Origin of the sequence: Aeromonas veronii (assembly GCF_040215105.1) — a bacterium.
GTDB classification, from domain to species: Bacteria; Pseudomonadota; Gammaproteobacteria; order Enterobacterales; family Aeromonadaceae; genus Aeromonas; species Aeromonas veronii_G.
In genome coordinates, this window is record NZ_CP157875.1 from 189,900 (window position 1) to 208,006 (window position 18,107).

Consider the following 18,107-nt stretch of genomic DNA (forward strand, 5'->3'; position numbering starts at 1 on the left):
AGTCGTGGCGCCCCATGAAGGGGTCAGCTTGTCGTCAGGCGGCGCGCGTCCTGCTCGCCATGAGTGGCCGCATTTGCCGCTGGCGGCTCCTCCTCTGTCAGGCACGCCTGCACGCACGCCATAAATACCCGCATGGCGGGGCTGACAAACTTGCCGGCGTGGTGGGCGCACAGGGCCGTGATGACGAGGGGCGTGGGGGAGAAGGGCAGCTCCTGCAGTTCCCCCGAACTCAGCTCCCGCTCGACGGTGAAGCGGGGCAGGAAGGAGACGCCGAGGTTGCTGGCCACGCAGCGCTTGATGCTCTCTATGCTCCACAGCTCTATGGTGCCGTCCAGGGTGATGCCACGCTGGCGAAGGGTGCTCTCGAACAGCTGGCGGAAGATGCACTGGGGCTCGTTGATGATGAAGCTGACCGGCAGGTGTTGATCCGGGCGGGTGAAGTCGATACCGCTGAGGGCGGGGGAGGCTACCAGCACCAGGGGTTGCTCGCCAAAGCTCTCCATCTGCAGGGCGGCATCGTTGCCGACCCGGTAGAAGATGCCGAGATCGGCCTCATCCGCCAGCAACGCATCGCGAATGACGTAGCAGTTCAGGGACTGGAGCGACAGGCGCACCCCGGGAGCCAGCCGCTTGAAGCGCTCGAGCACCGCCGGCATCTTGTAGGCCAGCAGGGTTTCGCCGATGGCAACCCTGAGCTCGCCGCTCGGCTCTGCGTCCTGCTGTGCCGCCTGGCGCAGACCGGCCATTACCCGGATCATCTCGTGCACATGCGGCATGATATTCTGCCCGGCCTTGGTCAGGCACATGCGGCGGCCTATTTTTTCGAAGAATTGCAGCGAAAGCTCCTGTTCCAGCTGCTGGATATGGAAGGTTATCGTCGACTGGGTGCAGCAGAGCTTGCGGGATGCCTTCACGAAGGAGCCCTCCTCGATCACCGTCTTGAGGGTAATGAGACGTCGCAGATCCATGGGGACTCCAATTCATCGAAATGATTGAATTGAGAATGCTAAAACATTCGATTTTTTGATGCCAGTGGCCGCGTTAAGGTATCACTCCCATTCGGAGAAACACCATGACCTCGACCCTTGTCAGCGCATTTTTGACCTACACCCTGATCACGGCCATGACGCCGGGACCGAACAATTTCCTGGCCCTGAGCGCCGCCAATCAGCATGGTTTGCGTCGCAGTGGCCGGGTGCTGGCGGGCATGAATGCGGGCTTCCTGCTGATCATGCTGCTGTGTGCCCTGTTCACCTTCACCCTCATCAACCTCTCCCCCGCGCTGGTTGGCTGGCTCAGCTGGGCCGGGGCGGCCTATGTGCTCTGGCTGGCCTGGCGCATCGCGACCAGCGGCTCCAATCTGTCTAGCGCCGATGGGGCCTTGCCCGGCTTCTGGACCAGCTTCTGGCTGCAGTTCGTGAACGTGAAGATCATTCTCTACGGCATCACGGCGCTCTCCACCTTCGTACTGCCCCACACCACAGAACTTGTCTGGGTGCTGGCCGTCAGCCTGTTGTTGGCGCTGATCGGCTCGCTGGGGAACCTCTGCTGGGCCCTGGCGGGTCATCTACTGCAGCCTCTGTTCCAGCGTCACGGCCGCATTCTGAACCTGACCCTGGCGGCCCTGCTGGTCTACTGTGCGATTCGGATGCTGATCTGACGGGGCACAGGCGCGGGCTGCGTCGCAGTTGTTCGCTAACACCGTGATTTTTCATCGGATTTTGAAGGAGTTGATCAAGGTAGAGGTTATTGCGGGCGTTCGCTCATATAATCGCCGCCATGCAAGCGACTCGGAAGGATTCGATGATAAAGCTGATGACGGCCCTGTTCGGGCTGTTTTATACCTGCCTGGTATGGGCGGCCCCCGCTCCCTTTGTGACGCCGCCGGCCACACCACACCTGAATCAGGTCAGCATGGAACCCCTGCTCTCCTGGTTTTCCGGCGAGTTCTCCAGTCGGGAGCAGGCCAGCTATGACAAGCGCTTCACCAGCGCCGAGCTGCGACTGGTGGAGATCTGGCCCGGTTATCGGGGCTTTCGCTGGGTCTATGCCGAGCAGTTTCTCACCGAGCGGGCGGTGCGCCCGTTTCGCCAGCGCATCTACCGCTTCTCGCCGGTACCGGATGGCCGCATCCTGATGGCCGAATTCACCATGCCGAGGGCCACCGACTTCGCCGGCGCCTGGCGCAGGCCCGAGCTGCTCGATACCCTCACCCCGCAACAACTCTCCCTGCGTCAGGGCTGCGAGATCTGGCTGAGCCGCCAACCCACGGGAGAGTACAAGGGGAGCAGCAAGGTGGGCAGCTGTTCCACCAACTTCGGCGGCGCCAGCACCCTGGTGCAGTACCTCTGGATTGGCCCCGACAGCATCAGGCTGCTGGACAGAGCCTACGACAACGAGGCGCACCAGCGCTGGGGCAGCCCGGGTGAAGGCTATGTCTATCTGCGGCGGGTGAAACAGCGGGGAGAGTGACGGGATGCAGGGCACCCCGTCCATTCATGGCGGGTGAGGGTCGTCAGCGTGCCAGCCCGAACAGGGGACGCAGGCGAATGCCGATGAGACTGCCGCCCAGCGCCATCAACATCCAGACCCAGCCGTGCAGGCTGCCGGAGGCCGTGCCGTCGAAGTAGCCGCCGAGGTTGCAGGCACTGTACATGGCCCCCATTCCCATCAATAACCCCCCCAATACCGCCGCCAGCGTGTTGCCGAGGCGCGCGGGTGCGAAGCTGGCGCCGCCGCTCAGGCAGCGGGCCAGGGCCGCCCCCAGGATCCCGAGCCAGAACATGCCCACCATGGGGTTCTGGAAGAAGGGCTGAGCCAGCTTGGGGCTGTCTTGATAGAGGCCGAACACAGCGGCGCCGCGCAGGGCCATCTCGTGTACGGCGCCGGTGATGGTCCAGGCCGAGCCGTGCAGGGCGACCACGGCGGAGTTGAGCAGGGCGATGAGGATGCCGCCGGTCAGCACGGTGAAGCGCCCATCCCGCCAGAAGGGGTTGCCGCCGCCGAAGATGGGCTGGATCTCGCCGGTGCGATGCCGCTCACTCTTGCGAAACAGCCAGAACAGGGCACCGACCAGCGCCAGGTTCAGCACCATGCCGCTCCAGTGGTTGCCGGTCAGGTCCTTGAACAGCACCGTCTGGCTGGTGAAGGTGGCGTCCAGCGCCGGGCGGAACTGGCTGCTGATCAGGGTGCCGATGCCGTAGCAGACCAGCACCAGCCAGAAGCGGGGTTGCCCCTCGCCACAGCAATAGAGGGTACCGGTGGCACAGACCCCCGCCAGCTGCATGCCGATACCGAACAGGAAGGCGCCGACGATGAAGGGAACGCCGATGGCCATGATGTTGCCCACCATGGCATCCCCGAACAGGGCATGGCTGAAGAAGAGGAAGCTGGTGAACAGCAGGATCTCGATGGCGATGGTCAGCAGGTGAATGCGCACATAGTAGCTGTTGCGTCGGGTCAGCATCTCGCGCCAGCCGAACACGATACCGAAGCGGCTGAAGGAGAGGGTAAAGCCGAATCCGAAACCGATGAGGGCCATCAGGGCCCATTTCATGCCGAACTGAGCGCTCAGATAGTACAACGCTCCCCCCGCGAGAATCACGATGGGGAGCGACCATTGTCGAGTCATGCCGATATGTCCTTCACATTGTTGTGGTAAAGGCGTGCATCCTAATCCCGCAATGAGTCCAATGCCAGCCTGCTCGGTGGAACCGGGCTGTTTCCATACGTTCTACGCCTCAGACATAAGCGCCGGCCTCGACGACCAGCTCGGCCAGGATGGAGAGGCTGACGGCGCAAAACAGCAGGCCGGTCACCAGGTTGAGCGGACGCTGGATGCGGCCAAGCAGCCCCTGGGCCCGGGCGGTGGAGAGGCTCCAGGCCAGCAGGCCGAACCAGGCCAGGGAGAGCAGGAACAGCTCCAGGATCAGCAGGCCCCGGGTCAGGCCATCCACTTGCGGGGTCACCATGGCTGCCAGCAATCCCATGAAGAACAAGAGCGCCTTGGGGTTGAGCAGGTTGGTGGCAAGGCCGCTCTTGATGCCCTTGCGCCAGCCCTGACGATCCCCGCCCGCCTTGAACGCCTGCCCGGCCGCGCCCTGCCAGGCGCCCTTGAGTGCCCCATAACCGAGCCAGCCGAGGTAGAGGGCCCCCACCACTTTCACCGCCAGAAACAGCCAGGGGTGGCTCGCGATCAGCAGGCTGATGCCGGTGAGGCTCAAGGTGGCGTGCAACAGGATGGCGATCGCGATGCCGAGCGCCGCCCCGAGGGCGGTGGGTCTATGCAGGCTGGTGCGCAGGATCAGGGCGAAATCCGGGCCCGGGCTCGCCAGGGCGACGAGATGGATAAGACCTATGGTCAGGAACAGGCTGGTAAACATGGCATACCTCGACGACAACAGAGGGCAGAGCATGGGGCATGAGCCGCGGGGCTGGCTTGTAAAAGATTGCACGGTCGCGGCGGGTGGCGGGCGGGAGCCTCGCCGTCGCGTCAGGATGGCAGTGAAAGATGCTGGTTATGTGTTTTAGATGGGGTTTTGTTTTTTGGAATTGATTGATTTTAGTTCGATGCACTGCCTGCTTGGCAGGGGTCGAGCGGGTTAGCGGCTAACCGATTGCATCTGCTGGCGGTAATCCGCCGGGGTGAGCCCGAACGCCTGGCGAAAGCCGTGGTGGAAGTGGCTCTGATCGAAGAAACCGACGGCGAGCGCCACCTCGCTCACCGGCAGGCCACTGCCGAGCAGACGCTTGCCCTGTTCGAGGCGCAGCCGCTTGAGCCAGGCGTAGGGGGTCATGCCGGTCTTCTTCTTGAACTGGCGCAGGAAGGCGAAGCGATCCAGCCCGAACTGGGCGGCCAGATCCTCCAGGCTGTGGTGGCCGTCCAGCTGGCTCAGCAGATAGTCCCGCAGATACCTGAGCTGGGGATCTGCCAGGGCGTGGCGCTCGGGGGAGAGATGCAGCAGCTCGCCGAGCAGACCGAGCAGCTCGCTCTCCGCCCGCAGGCCGTCCGGCTCGGGATTGTCCAGATACATGTGCAGGCGGGCGAAGCCCTGATAGAGGTCGGGTCGGCTCTGCAGCCCCTTGTCGAAGAAGGGCTCAGGGCTGTCAGGTAGCCAGCGGGCCAGCTGCTCGGGGGCGATGGCGAATACCCGCACCTCGTAGCCTTCCGGCAGCAGGCTCAGGCCGTCGTGCATCTCGTCCGGGTTGACGGTGGAGAGCTCGCCGCGCACCAGATTGTGGCTGCTGCCCTTGTGGATGAACTTCTGGCCACCCCGCTGCACCAGACCGATGTGATAGTCCAGGTGGACGTGGCGGCCATAGCTGAACTCCCTGTGATGGGAGTGGGAGAGCTCGACCCCCGGCAGCAGCCGGGATTGCCAGTAGTGGATGCGGGATTGGGGCGCGTTCATGAGTTATTGATACCCCAAATCCCGCTCACAGGCTTGTAGATTATTGCGACCCCTCAGGAGGCCGCTGGCTTCTGCCTGCCGTTGCGCAGTCCGTCCAGGGTGAACAGCACCAGAGCACTCCAGATGAAGGCGAAGGTGATCATCTTGTCCAGCGCCAGCGCCTCCCCGTACAGGGTCACCGCCAGGATGAACATCAGGCTGGGGCCTATGTACTGGAAGAAGCCGAGGGTGGAGAGCTTGAGCCGGGTCGCGGCGGCGGTGAAGCAGAGCAGGGGGGCCGTGGTCACGGCGCCGGCGGCGATGAGAAGCAGGTTCAGGTGCCAGTCGTTCTGGGTCAGATGGCTGGTGGGGCTGTCGGCGATTCCCCACAGGTAGATGGCGGCGGGGGGCAGCATGATCATGGTCTCGATCAGCAGGCCGGTCAGGGCATCCAGCGCCAGCTTTTTACGGATGAGGCCATAGATGGCGAAGCTTGAGGCCAGCACCAGGGCTATCCAGGGCAGGGAGCCGAAGGCGATGAGCTGGATGGCGACCCCGATGACGGCGAGCCCCACTGCCCACCACTGCAGGCGGCGCAGCCGCTCGTTCAGAAACACCATGCCGAGCAGCACGTTGAACAGGGGGTTGATGTAGTAGCCGAGACTGGCATCCAGCATGTGGCCGTTGTTGATGGCCCAGATGAACAGCAGCCAGTTGCCACCGACCGTGACCGAGGTGAAGGCCAGGGTGAGCAGCACCTTGGGCTGACGCAGCACCGCCTGTACCTTGTGCCACTGGCGGGCGAGCAGGGTCAGCACCAGCAGCAGGGCGCAGGACCAGATCATGCGGTGGGTCAGGATCTCGGCGGCCGGTACGGCGGCGATGGTCTTGAAGTAGATGGGGGCCAGACCCCAAAGGAAATAGGCGCACAGGGCATAGATGACGCCCTGGCGCTGGATGTGTTGCTGCATGCGGATAACCTTCACTGGAGAGCGGATGTTGGACAACATCGCAAAAAGTCAGTGTAACGATCCTTTTGGGGGGAAAGAAGTTAATAAATTGGTCGGAGGCGATTTTTACAGCATGACCGGGGTCAGCGTCGGCCCCCGCGGCGGATCTTCTCCACATCCCGCAACAGCCACAGCATGAGTACGATGGCGGAGATCCAGGGGCCCCAGGTCACATAGGCTTCACCCTGACCCATCACGAAGAACAACAGCGGCAATCCCACTACCAGAAACAGGACACTTCCCAGGAAAAACAGCATTTTTATCTTTAAATTTAACGGCTTGCTATTTGATGATTATATCGATTGGCGTTCCTGATGAAAGGATAAAAATGAAAAAGGGGGATTTCTCCCCCTTTGTTGCCTGATCTCGTCATATTCGATGTTAATCGAGCTGGATCCAGGTGCTTTTCAGCTCGGTATACTTTTCCAGGGCGTGCAGGGACTTGTCGCGGCCGTTGCCGGACTGCTTGAAACCGCCAAACGGCATGGTCATGTCGCCGCCATCCCAGTTGTTGACGAAGACGGTACCGGCGCGCAGGGCGCGGGAACCCTTCACCGCCTTGTTCAAGTCCGCCGTCCAGATGGCGGCGGCCAGGCCGTAGTCGGTGTCGTTGCCAAGGGCGATGGCCTCTTCCAGGGTGTCGAAGCCGGTCACTGCCAGCACGGGGCCGAAGATCTCTTCCCGGAAGATGCGCATCCGGGGCGTCACCTCATCGAAGATGGTGGGCTCGATATAGAAGCCGCCGCTTTCCGCATGGGTGCGCTGGCCCCCCAGCAGCAGCCTGGCCCCCTCCTGTTTGCCGACCTCGATGTAGTTGAGCACCTGATCCATCTGGATGCCGTCCACCATGGCGCCGATGCGGGTGCCGGGATCCAGCGGGTTGGCGGCGATCCACTCCCGGGCATGGGCCAGCAGCCGCTCCATGAACTGGGGCTTGATGCTGTTTTGCACCAGCAGGCGGGAGGCGGCGGTGCACACTTCCCCCTGGTTGTAGAAGATGGCGCCCACCGCGCTCCTGGCGGCGGCGTCCAGATCCGGCGCGTCCGCCAGCACTATGTTCGGGCTCTTGCCGCCGCACTCCATAAAGGCGCGTTTCAGATTGGATTTCCCGGAGCACTGCACCAGATGTTTGCCGATGCGGGTGGAGCCGGTGAAGGTGATGCAGTCCACGTCCATGTGCATGGCCAGCGCCTCGCCCACGGTGTGGCCAAAGCCCGGCAGCACGTTGAACACGCCGTCCGGGATGCCCGCCTCTTTCGCGATGCCGGCGATGCGCAGGGCGGTGAGGGGGGATTTTTCGGAGGGTTTGAGGATCACCGAATTGCCGGTGGCGAGCGCCGGGCCCAGCTTCCAGCAGGCCATCACCAGAGGGAAGTTCCAGGGGACGATGGCGGCCACGACCCCGAGCGCCTCCCGGGTCACCAGCGCCAAGGCTGACTCTTCCACCGGGGCGACCTGATCGTAGATCTTGTCGATGGCCTCGGCGTTCCAGGCGATGCAGTTGGCGGCGGCGGGGGCGTCATAGCCCATGGCATCGCCGATGGGTTTGCCCATGTCCAGGGACTCCAGCAGAGCCAGCTCCACCTGGTTCAGGCGCATCAGCTCGGCGAAGCGCTGCATGATGAGTTTGCGCTGCTTGGGGGCCAGACCGGCCCAGCGTTTGTCATCGAAGGCCGCGCGGGCGGCCTGCACCGCCAGCTCGGCGTCGGCGGCGTCGCAGGCGGCGACCTTGGTCAGCAACTGGCCGTTGGCCGGGTTGATGCAGTCGAAGGTGGCGCCGTTTACGGCGTCCCGGTAGCTGCCGTCGATAAAGGCTTGGGAGGGCAGGGTCAGGTGGGCGGCCTTGTGTTGCCACTGGGCCAGGGTCAGATCACTCATGTTCACTCCTTGAACCGGCAAAGATGGACTCTGCGTATCAATATGCTAAACATGCCGCCGCTTGTAAATCCATCCTGTAACATTTTATTAAACATTCGACCTCATCAGTCCGGGGGATTGACGAGGGCGCAGGCCGGGATCGGGCCTGTGTCGCAGGCCTGACCGCCGTGGCGAGCGGTCAGGGGCTGACGGGAGGATCGGGCGTCGCCAGCCGGGCTGGCGTGATGCGGCAGCCTCTGTTTGTGGTCAGAAGCTGGCGGGGGTGTTGGCGGAGATCAGCACGCACTCCTGCTCGCCGACGTTGCGAAAACGGTGGGGGGTGCGGCTGTCGAAGTAGTAGCCATCCCCCGGTGCCAGCAGATGGATCTGCTCGCCGACGGTGACCTCGACCTGGCCCTGGATGACGATGCCGCACTCTTCCCCTTCGTGGCTCAGCATGTCGTCACCGGTATCGGCACCGGGCGGCAGGATCTCCTGCATCATGCCGATGGCGCGGTTGGCGCGGCTGTGGCCCACCAGTCGGTAGCTGATGGGGTGGGTGCCGAGATCCGGCATGTCGTCCGCGCGGAAGATCACCTCGGAATCCATCTCCGTCTCATCGGTGAAGAAGCTGGCGAGCGACATGGGAATGCCCTCCAGCACCTTGCGCAGCGAGGCCACCGAGGGGCTCACCTGATTTTTCTCGATCTGGGAGATAAAGCCGTTGGTCACACCGGAGCGCTTGGCCAGCTCGCGCTGGGAGAGGGCCGCCTTGGTGCGAACCGCCTTGAGGCGGTGACCGATATCCATCGATAGACACTCCTTGACTGTTTACTATTATTAAAATTGTGTTAAATATCTTATACCACCTCGCTGCTATCATCTAGCCGGGGTGACACCAAGCGGGGCGATAGACGGCCCCTTTTTACGGATCTAGGTGTTTAATTTAATAGGCATAGGCCAAGTGTTACTAAACGCCTTAAGGATGAGGTGACCATGAAACCTGTCAGCGACATCAATACCCCCGACATGTCCGCCTTCTGGATGCCCTTCACCGCCAACCAGCAGTTCAAGGCGGCGCCGCGCATCCTGAAGTCGGCAGAGGGGATGTATTATCACTCAGAGGATGGCCGCAAGATACTGGATGGCACCGCCGGCCTCTGGTGTTGCAACGTGGGTCATGGTCGGCGGGAGATAGCCGAGGCCGTCTCCCAGCAGATTTCCCACCTCGACTTCGCCCCCACGTTCCAGATGGGGCACCCGTTGCCGTTCGAGCTGGCCAACCGGCTGGTGGAGATCGCCCCCAAGGGGCTGGGCCACGTCTTCTATACCAACTCGGGTTCGGAATCCGTGGATACGGCGCTGAAAATCGCCCTGGCCTGGCAACGGGCCCGGGGTCAGGGGACGCGCACCCGGCTCATCGGCCGCGAGCGCGGCTACCACGGCGTGGGTTTTGGCGGCATCTCGGTGGGCGGCATCCCCGGCAACCGCAAATGGTTCGGCACCCTGCTGGGGGGGGTGGATCATCTGCCTCATACCCTCAACATAGGGAAAAATGCGTTCACCAAGGGGTTGCCAGCAGAAGATCTCACTCAAGCCGATGAATTGGAGAAGATCGTGTTCCTGCACGATGCCAGCAACATCGCCGCCGTCATCGTCGAACCCATCGCCGGCAGCACCGGGGTCATCATGCCGCCCAAGGGCTACCTCAAGCGGCTGAGGGAGATCTGCACCAAGCACGGCATCCTGCTGATCTTCGACGAGGTGATCACCGGCTTCGGCCGCCTCGGCTCCCCCTTCGCCGCCCAGGAGTTCGACGTCATCCCCGACATGATCACCTGCGCCAAGGGCCTCACCAACGGGGCCATCCCCATGGGGGCCGTGCTGGTGAGCGATGGCATCTATGACGACATGATGGCCGCGGGCAAGGGCGCCATCGAGCTGTTCCACGGCTACACCTACTCCGGTCACCCGGTGGCGGCGGCCGCGGGCCTGGCGACCCTGGAGATTTACCGCAGCGAGAACCTGCTCAGCCGCGCCGCCTCCCTGGCGGGCTACTGGGAGGAGGCGGCTCATTCCCTCAAGGGCTGCAAGCATGTCAAGGATGTGCGCAACTACGGTCTGGTGGCGGGCATCGAGCTGGAGTCCATCCCCGATGCGCCGGGCAAGCGAGCCTACGAGGTATTCGTGCGCTGCTTCGAGAAGGGGGCCCTGATCCGGGTCACCGGCGACATCATCGCCCTGTCGCCTCCCCTCATCATCGAGCGCAGCGAGATCGACGATCTCTTCACTCTGCTGCAGGACGCGCTGCAAGCCCAGGATTGATCACCCATTCCCATTTTCGGGGCACCCGGTCGGGTGCCCCTCCTTGCGCCCGGACCATGGCCGCACAGGTATACCCCATTTCACGGAGGATTTATGGCTTACAGGATCAACAACTTCATCGACGGTGAGACCACGGAGAGTCGCAGCGAGCGCGTCGGTGCCATCTTCAATCCCGCCACCGGCCAGCAGCAGGGCCAAGTGGTGCTGAGCAGCGCCGATGAGTGCCGGCAGGCCATCGCCAGCGCCGAGCGCGCCTTCGCCGACTGGTCCCAGACCCCGCCCCTGGTGCGGGCCCGGGTGATGTTCCGCTTCAAGGAGCTGATGGAGCAGCACAGGGACGAGCTGGCCCGGCTCATCAGCCGCGAGCACGGCAAGGTGTTCTCCGACGCCCTGGGGGAGTTGACCCGGGGGCTGGAGGTGGTGGAATTTGCCTGCGGCATCCCCCATCTGCTCAAGGGGGAACACTCCCTCAACGTGGGCCGCGGGGTCGACAGCCACTCCATGATGCAGCCGGTGGGAGTCTGCGCCGGCATCACGCCGTTCAACTTCCCGGCCATGGTGCCGCTCTGGATGTTCCCGGTGGCGCTGGCGTGCGGCAACAGCTTCATCCTCAAACCGTCGGAAAAAGATCCCTCCCTCTCCCTGCGCATGGCCGAGTTGCTCAAGCAGGCGGGCCTGCCGGACGGGGTGCTGAACGTGGTCAACGGCGACAAGGAGGTGGTGGACGTGCTGCTGACCGACCCGCGGGTGGCGGCGGTCTCCTTCGTCGGCTCCACTCCCATCGCCCAGTACATCTATGCCACCGCCTCGGCCCACGGCAAGCGGGTGCAGGCGCTGGGCGGCGCCAAGAACCACATGCTGGTGATGCCGGATGCGGATCTCGATCAGGCTGTCGCCGCCCTGATGGGGGCGGCCTATGGCGCCGCCGGTGAGCGCTGCATGGCTATCTCGGTGGCCCTGGTGGTCGGCGACGAGACTGCCGATGCCCTGGTGGCCCGGCTCTCACCCCTGGTGGCGGCCCTGCGGGTCGGCCCGGGCCTGGGTCAGACCCCGGAGAACGAGATGGGGCCCCTCATCAGCCGGGAACACCTGGCCAAGGTGCGCGGCTACGTGGATCAGGGGGTGGCCGAGGGAGCCGAGCTGGTGGTGGATGGCCGCTCCCACAACGGTGGCGAGGGCTACTTTATCGGTGGCAGCCTGTTCGACAAGGTGAGCCCTGAGATGCGCATCTACCGGGAGGAGATCTTCGGCCCCGTGCTCGCCATCGTGCGGGCGCCGGACTACGAGACGGCCCTGCGACTCATCAACGAACATGAGTACGGCAACGGCACCGCCATCTTTACCTGTGACGGTGACACCGCAAGGGACTTCACCACGAGGGTGCAGGTCGGTATGGTAGGGGTGAACGTCCCCATTCCCGTGCCCATGGCGTTTCACAGCTTCGGTGGCTGGAAGCGATCCATCTTCGGGCCGCTCAACATGCACGGGCCGGATGGGGTGCGTTTCTACACCCGGATGAAGACGGTGACTGCCCGCTGGCCCCAGAGCCTGCGCGCCGGCGCCGAGTTCTCCATGCCGACCATGAAATGACAACATGCAGCAGCTAGCCCTGGCATGGCCCGGCGGAAGGGATCCGCCGGCTTGTCCCGCTATCCCTGTGAAGGAGTGACAGATGCGACTGGGAATTCTCGATTGTGACCGGCTTGACCCCGACTTGGTGGGTGATTTTGGCCCCGTTTACTCTGAGATGTTTATCAAGGGTTTCCGGGCGCTGGCCCCGGCGCTGGAATATCGGGTCTGGTCGGCTCTCGACGGCGAGTTGCCGGGGGATCTGACCGAGTGCGATGCCTGGCTCATCACGGGATCCCGTCACGACGCCTACAGCGATCTGCCCTGGATCCTGGCGTTGCGGGAGTGGATCCGCCGCGCCCACGACGCCAACGTCAAGCTGGCCGGGGTCTGTTTCGGTCATCAGGTGATCGCCCAGGCACTGGGGGGCGAGGTGATGAAGTCCACCAAGGGCTGGGGGCTCGGCGTCTCCGTCCATCCCATGCTGGAGTCCGAACCCTGGATGCAGCCGGGGCTAGAGACCATCCGGATCCTGGCCAGCCACCAGGATCAGGTGGAGCAGTTGCCGCCGGGCGCGACCCGGCTGGCGGGCAATGATTTCTGCCCCAACTTCATGTTCCTGCAAGGGGACAACATCGTGGCCATCCAGGGGCATCCCGAGTTTTCGGTGGAGTACAACCGGGCGCTGATCGAGCGGCGCCGGGACAGGTTGCCGGATGCCTACTACCAGCGCAGCCTCTCTTCCCTCGAGGGGGAGGTGGACTCCGCCACCATGATGCAGTGGCTGCTGCAGTTTCTTGGCATCTTGCCGGTCGAGTCCGCCTGACGCCGCCGCCGGTTTGTCATATCCCCCCTGCTGATGCTAGATTTTGTAGCAAAATGAAGGATCAAGCGGCGATATGCCAAGTTCGGATGATACACTGGCCGCCATTTGTGGCGGCCTTGTTTTCCGATGTTGGCAGCCGCGCCAGCCTGTGAGGGTGCAATCTTGAAACTACAGCAGTTGAAGTATCTGATCGCGGTGCGGGACCACAACCTCAACGTCTCCGTCGCGTCCGATGCGCTCTATACCAGCCAGCCCGGGGTGAGCAAACAGATCGGCCTGCTGGAGAGCGAGCTGGGGGTGCGCATCTTCGAGCGCCGTGGCAAGCACCTGCATCGCATCACCCCGGTGGGGGAGGAGATCATCAAGTGCGCCGAGGCCATGCTCAACATCGAGAGCAAGATCAAGGCGATCTCCCGGGAGTACCTGGATCCGACCGTGGGGACTCTCAACATCCACACCACCCACACCATAGCGCGGCATCTGCTGCCCAAAAGCGTCACCTATTTCACCAAGAAGTACCCCAAGATCTCGTTCCACCTGCATCCCGTGATGTCGGCCACCAAGGAACAGATCAGCAAGGGCTACTCGGATTTCTCCATCGTTGCCCACGAGATAGGCTTCGACAAGGAGCTGATCGCGCTGCCCGCCTACCTCTGGACCCTCTCCCTGGTGGTGCCTCTGGATCACCCGCTGGCCAAGGTGAAGAAGCCGACCCTGGAGCAGCTCTGCCAGTACCCCATCCTCAGCTACGAGAGCGGTGCCACCGGACGTCAGGCGCAGGATGCGGTGTTCCAGGCGGCGGGACTGACCCCCAACTACTACATGACGGTGATGGACGCCGGGGTGATCAAGCGCTACGTGGAGCTCGGCTTTGGCATCGGCATCATCTCCTCCCTGGTGGCCAACGACACCGATGCCCCTGGTCTCGTGGCCATCAATCTGGAGCACCTGTTCGCCCCCTGTCCGGCCCAGATCTGCTTCAGCAAGAGCATTCTGCTGCAGAACTACATGTATGACTTCATCAGTTCCTTCTCTCCCCACCTCACCAAGGAGGTGATCCAGAACGTCATGCAGCAGCCGACCCAGGCGCGCATCGACGAGTTGCTGGCCGGGGTGGAACTGCCCGTCTATTGAATCAGCCGGCCTTCAGCCCCCGTGTTGATGTCTCTGTTCGGGCCCCGGTGGGGCCCTTTGTCTCTTCGAGGTCCCCATGTCCCGCATCCTGCTGCTCGCCAATCTCAATTGTGATCACGTGCTCTCCCTGGCTGACCCCCTGGTGGCGGGGGCGCGGCTGCAGTATGTGGATCAGGGGCGCAGGCTGGGTGGCGGCGCCGCCAATACCGGCATCGGTCTGGTGTGGGCGGGGCACGAGGTGCGCATCGCCTCCCGGGTCGGGTTGGACGAGACCGGGGACTGGCTGCTGGAACAGGCGGCGAGCCACGGGCTGGATTGCGCCCATGTGGAGCGCTTCGGTGGCGAGACCGGGGAGCTGCTGGTGCTGGTGGACTCCACCGGGGAGCGCACCATACTGCGGCGCCCCCGTCGCCCGGATCTGCCCGGCGACCTGCCGACCGAGGGGGTGGACTGCCTCTACGTCAACTACCCCGGCACCGCCATCATCGGTTACATGCGCCAGATGCTCGGCAAGAGCTTCGTGGTGGCCCAGTATCCCAAGGGGGGGCAGGCCCGCCGCCCCTGCCACGTGCTGGTGGCCTCCCGCTCCGACCTCGCCGAGGTGAGCGACCCCTGGCAACACGCCCGTCAGCTTGCCGGTGATCAGTTGGAGTGGCTGGTGTTGACCGAAGGCAAGGCGGGGGCTCTGGCCCTGCACGGTGAGGAGCAGATCCGGGTGGCGGCGCGGCCCGTTTCCGTCGTGGATACCACAGGGGCGGGGGATGCCTTCGCCGGTGGCCTCATTCACGGGCTGGCACGGGGGATGGCCATCAAGGATGCCCTGCAGTGCGCGGTGGACTGGGGGGCCTTCGCGGTCGCCTCCGAGAGTTCCATCCCCTCCCAGGCGCTGAAAAACTGGCTGAAACAACCTCACTGACGAGCGGATGGCAGCCCGATCATGGTGTTGCCCTTCAGACCTGATGGCGTGACTTCTCCACCAGAAAGGGCCGAAACCCCGGGTTCAGCCTGCAAGTTTGCGATCAATCAAAGAAAGTGTCGATTTATGTACATCTTCGTCGACACCCGTCCGGGCTGCTCTTAACCTTGTCATTCCACGACTCGGCCGAAGAAGCGGAACCTGTGCGGTTGCACCTGTGATCTCCCCTCCTGGCCCCCGGTTGTCGTCCTGATTTCTGGCTTGTAGTAAGAGGCAAGTGCGACCATGCAACTGACACGATTTACCGACTACGCCCTGCGTACCCTGACGTTTCTGGCGATCCAGCCCGGTGATCGCCTGTCGACCATCACAGAGGTGGCCGACACCTTCGCCATCTCCCGCAATCACGTGGTCAAGATAGTGCACCAGCTCGGTATCAAGGGTTACATCGAGACGGTGCGTGGCAAGCACGGCGGGATCCGGCTCGGACGCTCCGCCGTCTCCATCAACCTGCGAGACGTGGTGATGGACATGGAACACGTGCTCTGCCCGGTGGACTGCAAGCGCGAGAATTGCCGCCTCTCCGGCGGCTGCCGCATCCAGGGCATCTTGCGCCGCGCCATGAACGCCTTCCTGGAAGTGTTGGGGGAGTACACATTGGCGGATGCGGTGCGCGACCCCACCCGTTTATGCCACCTTCTTGGCATAGAGCAGGAAAATATCCTGACGATGGCCTGAGGGTCATGGCGGAGAAAGGGCCCCTCGGGGCCCTTTTTGCTGCCCGGGAGCGATGTCGGGGGCCGAGCTGAGGGGAGCTGGCCGGGAAGGCGCATCGTGGGCGCGCCGCCGACGTCGTCAGAGCTGGGGGATCAGGGTGATGGCGCCGTGCAGGCAGGCGAGACCGCAGGCGCCGCAGCCGTCGCAGGCCGCCATGTTGACGCTGATGCCGTCGCAGCTGGCCTTGATCGCTTGCTGGGGGCAGGCATCCTCGCACAGCAGACAGTAGAAGCCCTGGTGGGCCTGGCAGCTCGCCTCGATCCGGACCCGGGTCTGTACCTGGCGGCCGAGCCGCAGGTCCAGCGCCCCGGTGGGACAGGCCCTGGCGCAGCTGCCGCAGTAGCTGCACTGGCCGCAGGCGAGATCCAGTACCGGGGTGCCGGCGACCGGGCTGCCGTCATACTCGGGACGATCGGCGGGTTTGAGCAGGCCGTTCGGGCAGGCTTCGAAGCAGTCGCCACAACGGCTGCACAGGGAGAGGAACTGCGACTCTTCGATGGCCCAGGGCGGGCGCGCCTCCAGGCAGACCACGGCCGGTTTGGCGGTGTCTCCCAGCGCTTGTCTTAACCAACGGCAGAAAAAATGCGTCATGCCCACCCCGAATACCTAATAGGGGTTAATTTTAGCCAGTTATCTGGCGACAAGCCAGAGAATCACGCGGCCCAGGATCGCAAGCCGGGTTGCCCTTGTGTAAGCTAGGCGAGTCTTTTTACGTGGTTGAACATACACATGTGGTTATTTCTCTGGCGTGCCTCCCTGCTCTATGTCTTCCCGCTGCTGATGTGGGCCTATTGTCACATCAAGGGCATCGAGTTCACCGAGCTCGATACCGGGGTCAACAGCCACAAGTGGGTGGTGTTGGCCGCCTATCTCATCTATGTCCTGCTCTGGCTGCTGCTTAACCGCTATCTCGAACTCCTCCTGCGCCAGCGGGGCCGTCGATGATACCGGCGGCGCTCTGGTTGCCTGTCCTGCTGGCGGGGGGGCTCGCCCTCGGGCTCGGCTGGCTGGTGGGGCGGCGTGGCGCCCGTGAGCAGAGCCTGCTCACCGAGGAACGCTACCAGGTGCTGCAGGACAGATTCGACGAGTTGCAGGACGAGAAGATGCTGGGCCAGCAGAAGCTGGAACAGCAGCAGACCCTGCTGCTCAAGCTCACCGCCCGCCTCAAGGACGCCGAGGCGACCCTGCGCAGCGAGCGTCTGGCCAGCGCCGAGAAGCTGCAACTGCAACAGCAGGCGGAGGCTCGCCTCAGCCAGCAGTTCGAAAACCTCGCCAACCGTATCTTCGAGCAAAACTCCGGCAACTTCCGCGAATTGAACCAGAACAGCCTGGATCTGCTGCTGACCCCGCTGAAAGAGCAGTTGGAGGGCTTTCGCCGCCAGGTGGGGGAGACCCACGCCCAGGAGACGGCCCAGCGCCACAGCCTCAAGTTCGAGCTGGAGCGTCTGGCCGAACTCAATGCTCGCATGACCGAAGAGGCGGCGGCCCTGACCCGCGCCCTCAAGGGGGACAGCAAGCAGCAGGGCAACTGGGGGGAGGTGGTGCTGGCCCGGATCCTCTCCGAGTGCGGCCTGCGGGAGGGCCATGAGTACCACACCCAGGTCAACATCGAGGTGGAGAAGAACAAGCGCTACCAGCCGGACGTGATCGTCCATCTGCCTCAGGACAAGGACATCATCATCGATGCCAAGGTTTCCCTGACCGCCTACGAGCGCTGGTATAACAGCGATGACGAGCTGGAGAAGGCGGTGGCGCTCAAGGAGCACGTCGCCTCGGTGCGCAATCACATCCGCGAGCTGGGCCGCAAGGATTACCAGCAGCTGCCCGGGGTACGCACCCTGGACTATGTGCTGATGTTCGTGGCGGTGGAGCCGGCGTTTCTGACCGCGGTGGAGGCGGATCCCTCCCTGGTGCGTTACGGGCTGGATCACAACATCCTGCTGGTGAGCCCCACCAACCTGATGGTGGCCCTGCGCACCATCGAGAACCTGTGGCGCTATGAGCGCCAGAACCAGAACTCGCGCCAGATAGCGGAGCGGGCCGGGCGTCTCTACGAGAAGCTGCGGCTGTTCGTGGAGGAGATGCAGCAGATGGGGGGCAGCCTGCACAAGGCGCAGGAGAGTTACGACAAGGCCATGGGGCGGCTGGTGAACGGTCGCGGCAACCTGATCGCCCAGGCCGAGCGCTTCCGCGAGCTGGGGGTGGAAGTTACCAAGCCCCTGCCGGAGCCCCTGATCAATCACGCCCTTGAGCGGGAAGATTCCGCCGACTAGCGCGCCGTGAGTCGTTCATCCCATGAAGAA

At 63.5% G+C, this 18,107-nt stretch carries 19 protein-coding genes; 10 read left to right on the plus strand and 9 right to left on the minus strand.

Translation table 11 applies throughout. The features are described from left to right. Window positions 1–23 precede the first annotated feature (23 nt). Entirely contained in the window at window positions 24–968 is a 945-nt protein-coding gene (locus ABNP46_RS00875; RefSeq protein WP_349920587.1) for a LysR family transcriptional regulator, read from the minus strand. Between the two features lie 104 nt (window positions 969–1,072). Here ABNP46_RS00875 and eamB point away from each other — a divergent pair, with 104 nt between their 5' ends. Continuing rightward, window positions 1,073–1,660 (plus strand): cysteine/O-acetylserine transporter, encoded by a 588-nt coding sequence (gene eamB / locus ABNP46_RS00880; RefSeq protein WP_349920588.1) that lies wholly within the window; start codon window positions 1,073–1,075, stop codon window positions 1,658–1,660. Between the two features lie 143 nt (window positions 1,661–1,803). Continuing rightward, entirely contained in the window at window positions 1,804–2,472 is a 669-nt protein-coding gene (locus ABNP46_RS00885) for a chromophore lyase CpcT/CpeT (RefSeq protein WP_349920589.1), read from the plus strand. A 43-nt stretch (window positions 2,473–2,515) separates the two neighbouring features. Here the strand turns inward: ABNP46_RS00885 and ABNP46_RS00890 are convergent, their stop codons facing one another. From ABNP46_RS00890 to ABNP46_RS00920, 7 genes are all read right to left on the minus strand, one after another. Then, window positions 2,516–3,631, minus strand: a complete 1,116-nt coding sequence (locus ABNP46_RS00890; RefSeq protein WP_349920590.1) for a YeeE/YedE family protein — start codon at window positions 3,629–3,631, stop codon at window positions 2,516–2,518. Between the two features lie 109 nt (window positions 3,632–3,740). Then, the gene (locus ABNP46_RS00895) at window positions 3,741–4,382 is read right to left on the minus strand and encodes a LysE family translocator (RefSeq protein ID WP_349920591.1); all 642 of its coding nucleotides are present in this window, start codon (window positions 4,380–4,382) and stop codon (window positions 3,741–3,743) included. A 219-nt stretch (window positions 4,383–4,601) separates the two neighbouring features. Further along, the gene (locus ABNP46_RS00900; RefSeq protein ID WP_349920592.1) at window positions 4,602–5,411 is read right to left on the minus strand and encodes an AraC family transcriptional regulator; all 810 of its coding nucleotides are present in this window, start codon (window positions 5,409–5,411) and stop codon (window positions 4,602–4,604) included. Between the two features lie 53 nt (window positions 5,412–5,464). After that, a complete protein-coding gene (gene rarD, locus ABNP46_RS00905) occupies window positions 5,465–6,361 on the minus strand; it encodes an EamA family transporter RarD (RefSeq protein WP_349920593.1) in 897 nt (298 codons plus the stop codon). Window positions 6,362–6,483: 122 nt separating this feature from the next. After that, window positions 6,484–6,657, minus strand: coding sequence for a hypothetical protein (locus tag ABNP46_RS00910; RefSeq protein ID WP_349920594.1), 174 nt, complete (start codon window positions 6,655–6,657; stop codon window positions 6,484–6,486). Window positions 6,658–6,781: 124 nt separating this feature from the next. After that, complete coding sequence (locus ABNP46_RS00915) at window positions 6,782–8,278, minus strand: aldehyde dehydrogenase (RefSeq protein WP_349920595.1); 1,497 nt, start codon at window positions 8,276–8,278, stop codon at window positions 6,782–6,784. Window positions 8,279–8,524: 246 nt separating this feature from the next. Next, window positions 8,525–9,067: a cupin domain-containing protein gene (locus ABNP46_RS00920; RefSeq protein ID WP_042652930.1), complete on the minus strand. Its 543-nt coding sequence runs from the start codon at window positions 9,065–9,067 to the stop codon at window positions 8,525–8,527. Between the two features lie 186 nt (window positions 9,068–9,253). Between ABNP46_RS00920 and ABNP46_RS00925 the strand changes: the two genes are divergently transcribed. The 6 genes from ABNP46_RS00925 to ABNP46_RS00950 all read left to right on the plus strand — a co-directional run bounded on the left by ABNP46_RS00925 (window position 9,254) and on the right by ABNP46_RS00950 (window position 15,765). Next, complete coding sequence (locus ABNP46_RS00925; protein WP_349920596.1) at window positions 9,254–10,582, plus strand: aspartate aminotransferase family protein; 1,329 nt, start codon at window positions 9,254–9,256, stop codon at window positions 10,580–10,582. Between the two features lie 93 nt (window positions 10,583–10,675). Continuing rightward, window positions 10,676–12,172: a CoA-acylating methylmalonate-semialdehyde dehydrogenase gene (locus ABNP46_RS00930; RefSeq protein WP_349920597.1), complete on the plus strand. Its 1,497-nt coding sequence runs from the start codon at window positions 10,676–10,678 to the stop codon at window positions 12,170–12,172. An 82-nt stretch (window positions 12,173–12,254) separates the two neighbouring features. Continuing rightward, a complete protein-coding gene (locus ABNP46_RS00935; RefSeq protein ID WP_349920598.1) occupies window positions 12,255–12,977 on the plus strand; it encodes a glutamine amidotransferase-related protein in 723 nt (240 codons plus the stop codon). 162 nt (window positions 12,978–13,139) lie between these two features. Continuing rightward, the gene (locus tag ABNP46_RS00940) at window positions 13,140–14,111 is read left to right on the plus strand and encodes a LysR substrate-binding domain-containing protein (RefSeq protein ID WP_349920599.1); all 972 of its coding nucleotides are present in this window, start codon (window positions 13,140–13,142) and stop codon (window positions 14,109–14,111) included. Between the two features lie 76 nt (window positions 14,112–14,187). After that, a complete protein-coding gene (locus ABNP46_RS00945; RefSeq protein WP_349920600.1) occupies window positions 14,188–15,027 on the plus strand; it encodes a PfkB family carbohydrate kinase in 840 nt (279 codons plus the stop codon). 285 nt (window positions 15,028–15,312) lie between these two features. Continuing rightward, window positions 15,313–15,765: an Rrf2 family transcriptional regulator gene (locus ABNP46_RS00950; RefSeq protein WP_219143309.1), complete on the plus strand. Its 453-nt coding sequence runs from the start codon at window positions 15,313–15,315 to the stop codon at window positions 15,763–15,765. Window positions 15,766–15,882: 117 nt separating this feature from the next. On the opposite strand, the gene ABNP46_RS00955 is transcribed toward ABNP46_RS00950, so the two are convergent. Further along, entirely contained in the window at window positions 15,883–16,395 is a 513-nt protein-coding gene (locus ABNP46_RS00955) for a ferredoxin-type protein NapF (protein WP_349920601.1), read from the minus strand. 138 nt (window positions 16,396–16,533) lie between these two features. Here ABNP46_RS00955 and ABNP46_RS00960 point away from each other — a divergent pair, with 138 nt between their 5' ends. Continuing rightward, window positions 16,534–16,749, plus strand: coding sequence for a hypothetical protein (locus ABNP46_RS00960; protein WP_349920602.1), 216 nt, complete (start codon window positions 16,534–16,536; stop codon window positions 16,747–16,749). After that, window positions 16,746–18,077 (plus strand): DNA recombination protein RmuC, encoded by a 1,332-nt coding sequence (gene rmuC / locus ABNP46_RS00965; protein WP_349920603.1) that lies wholly within the window; start codon window positions 16,746–16,748, stop codon window positions 18,075–18,077. The genes ABNP46_RS00960 and rmuC overlap by 4 nt, the downstream gene beginning before the upstream one ends. The last annotated feature ends 30 nt before the right edge of the window (window positions 18,078–18,107 follow it).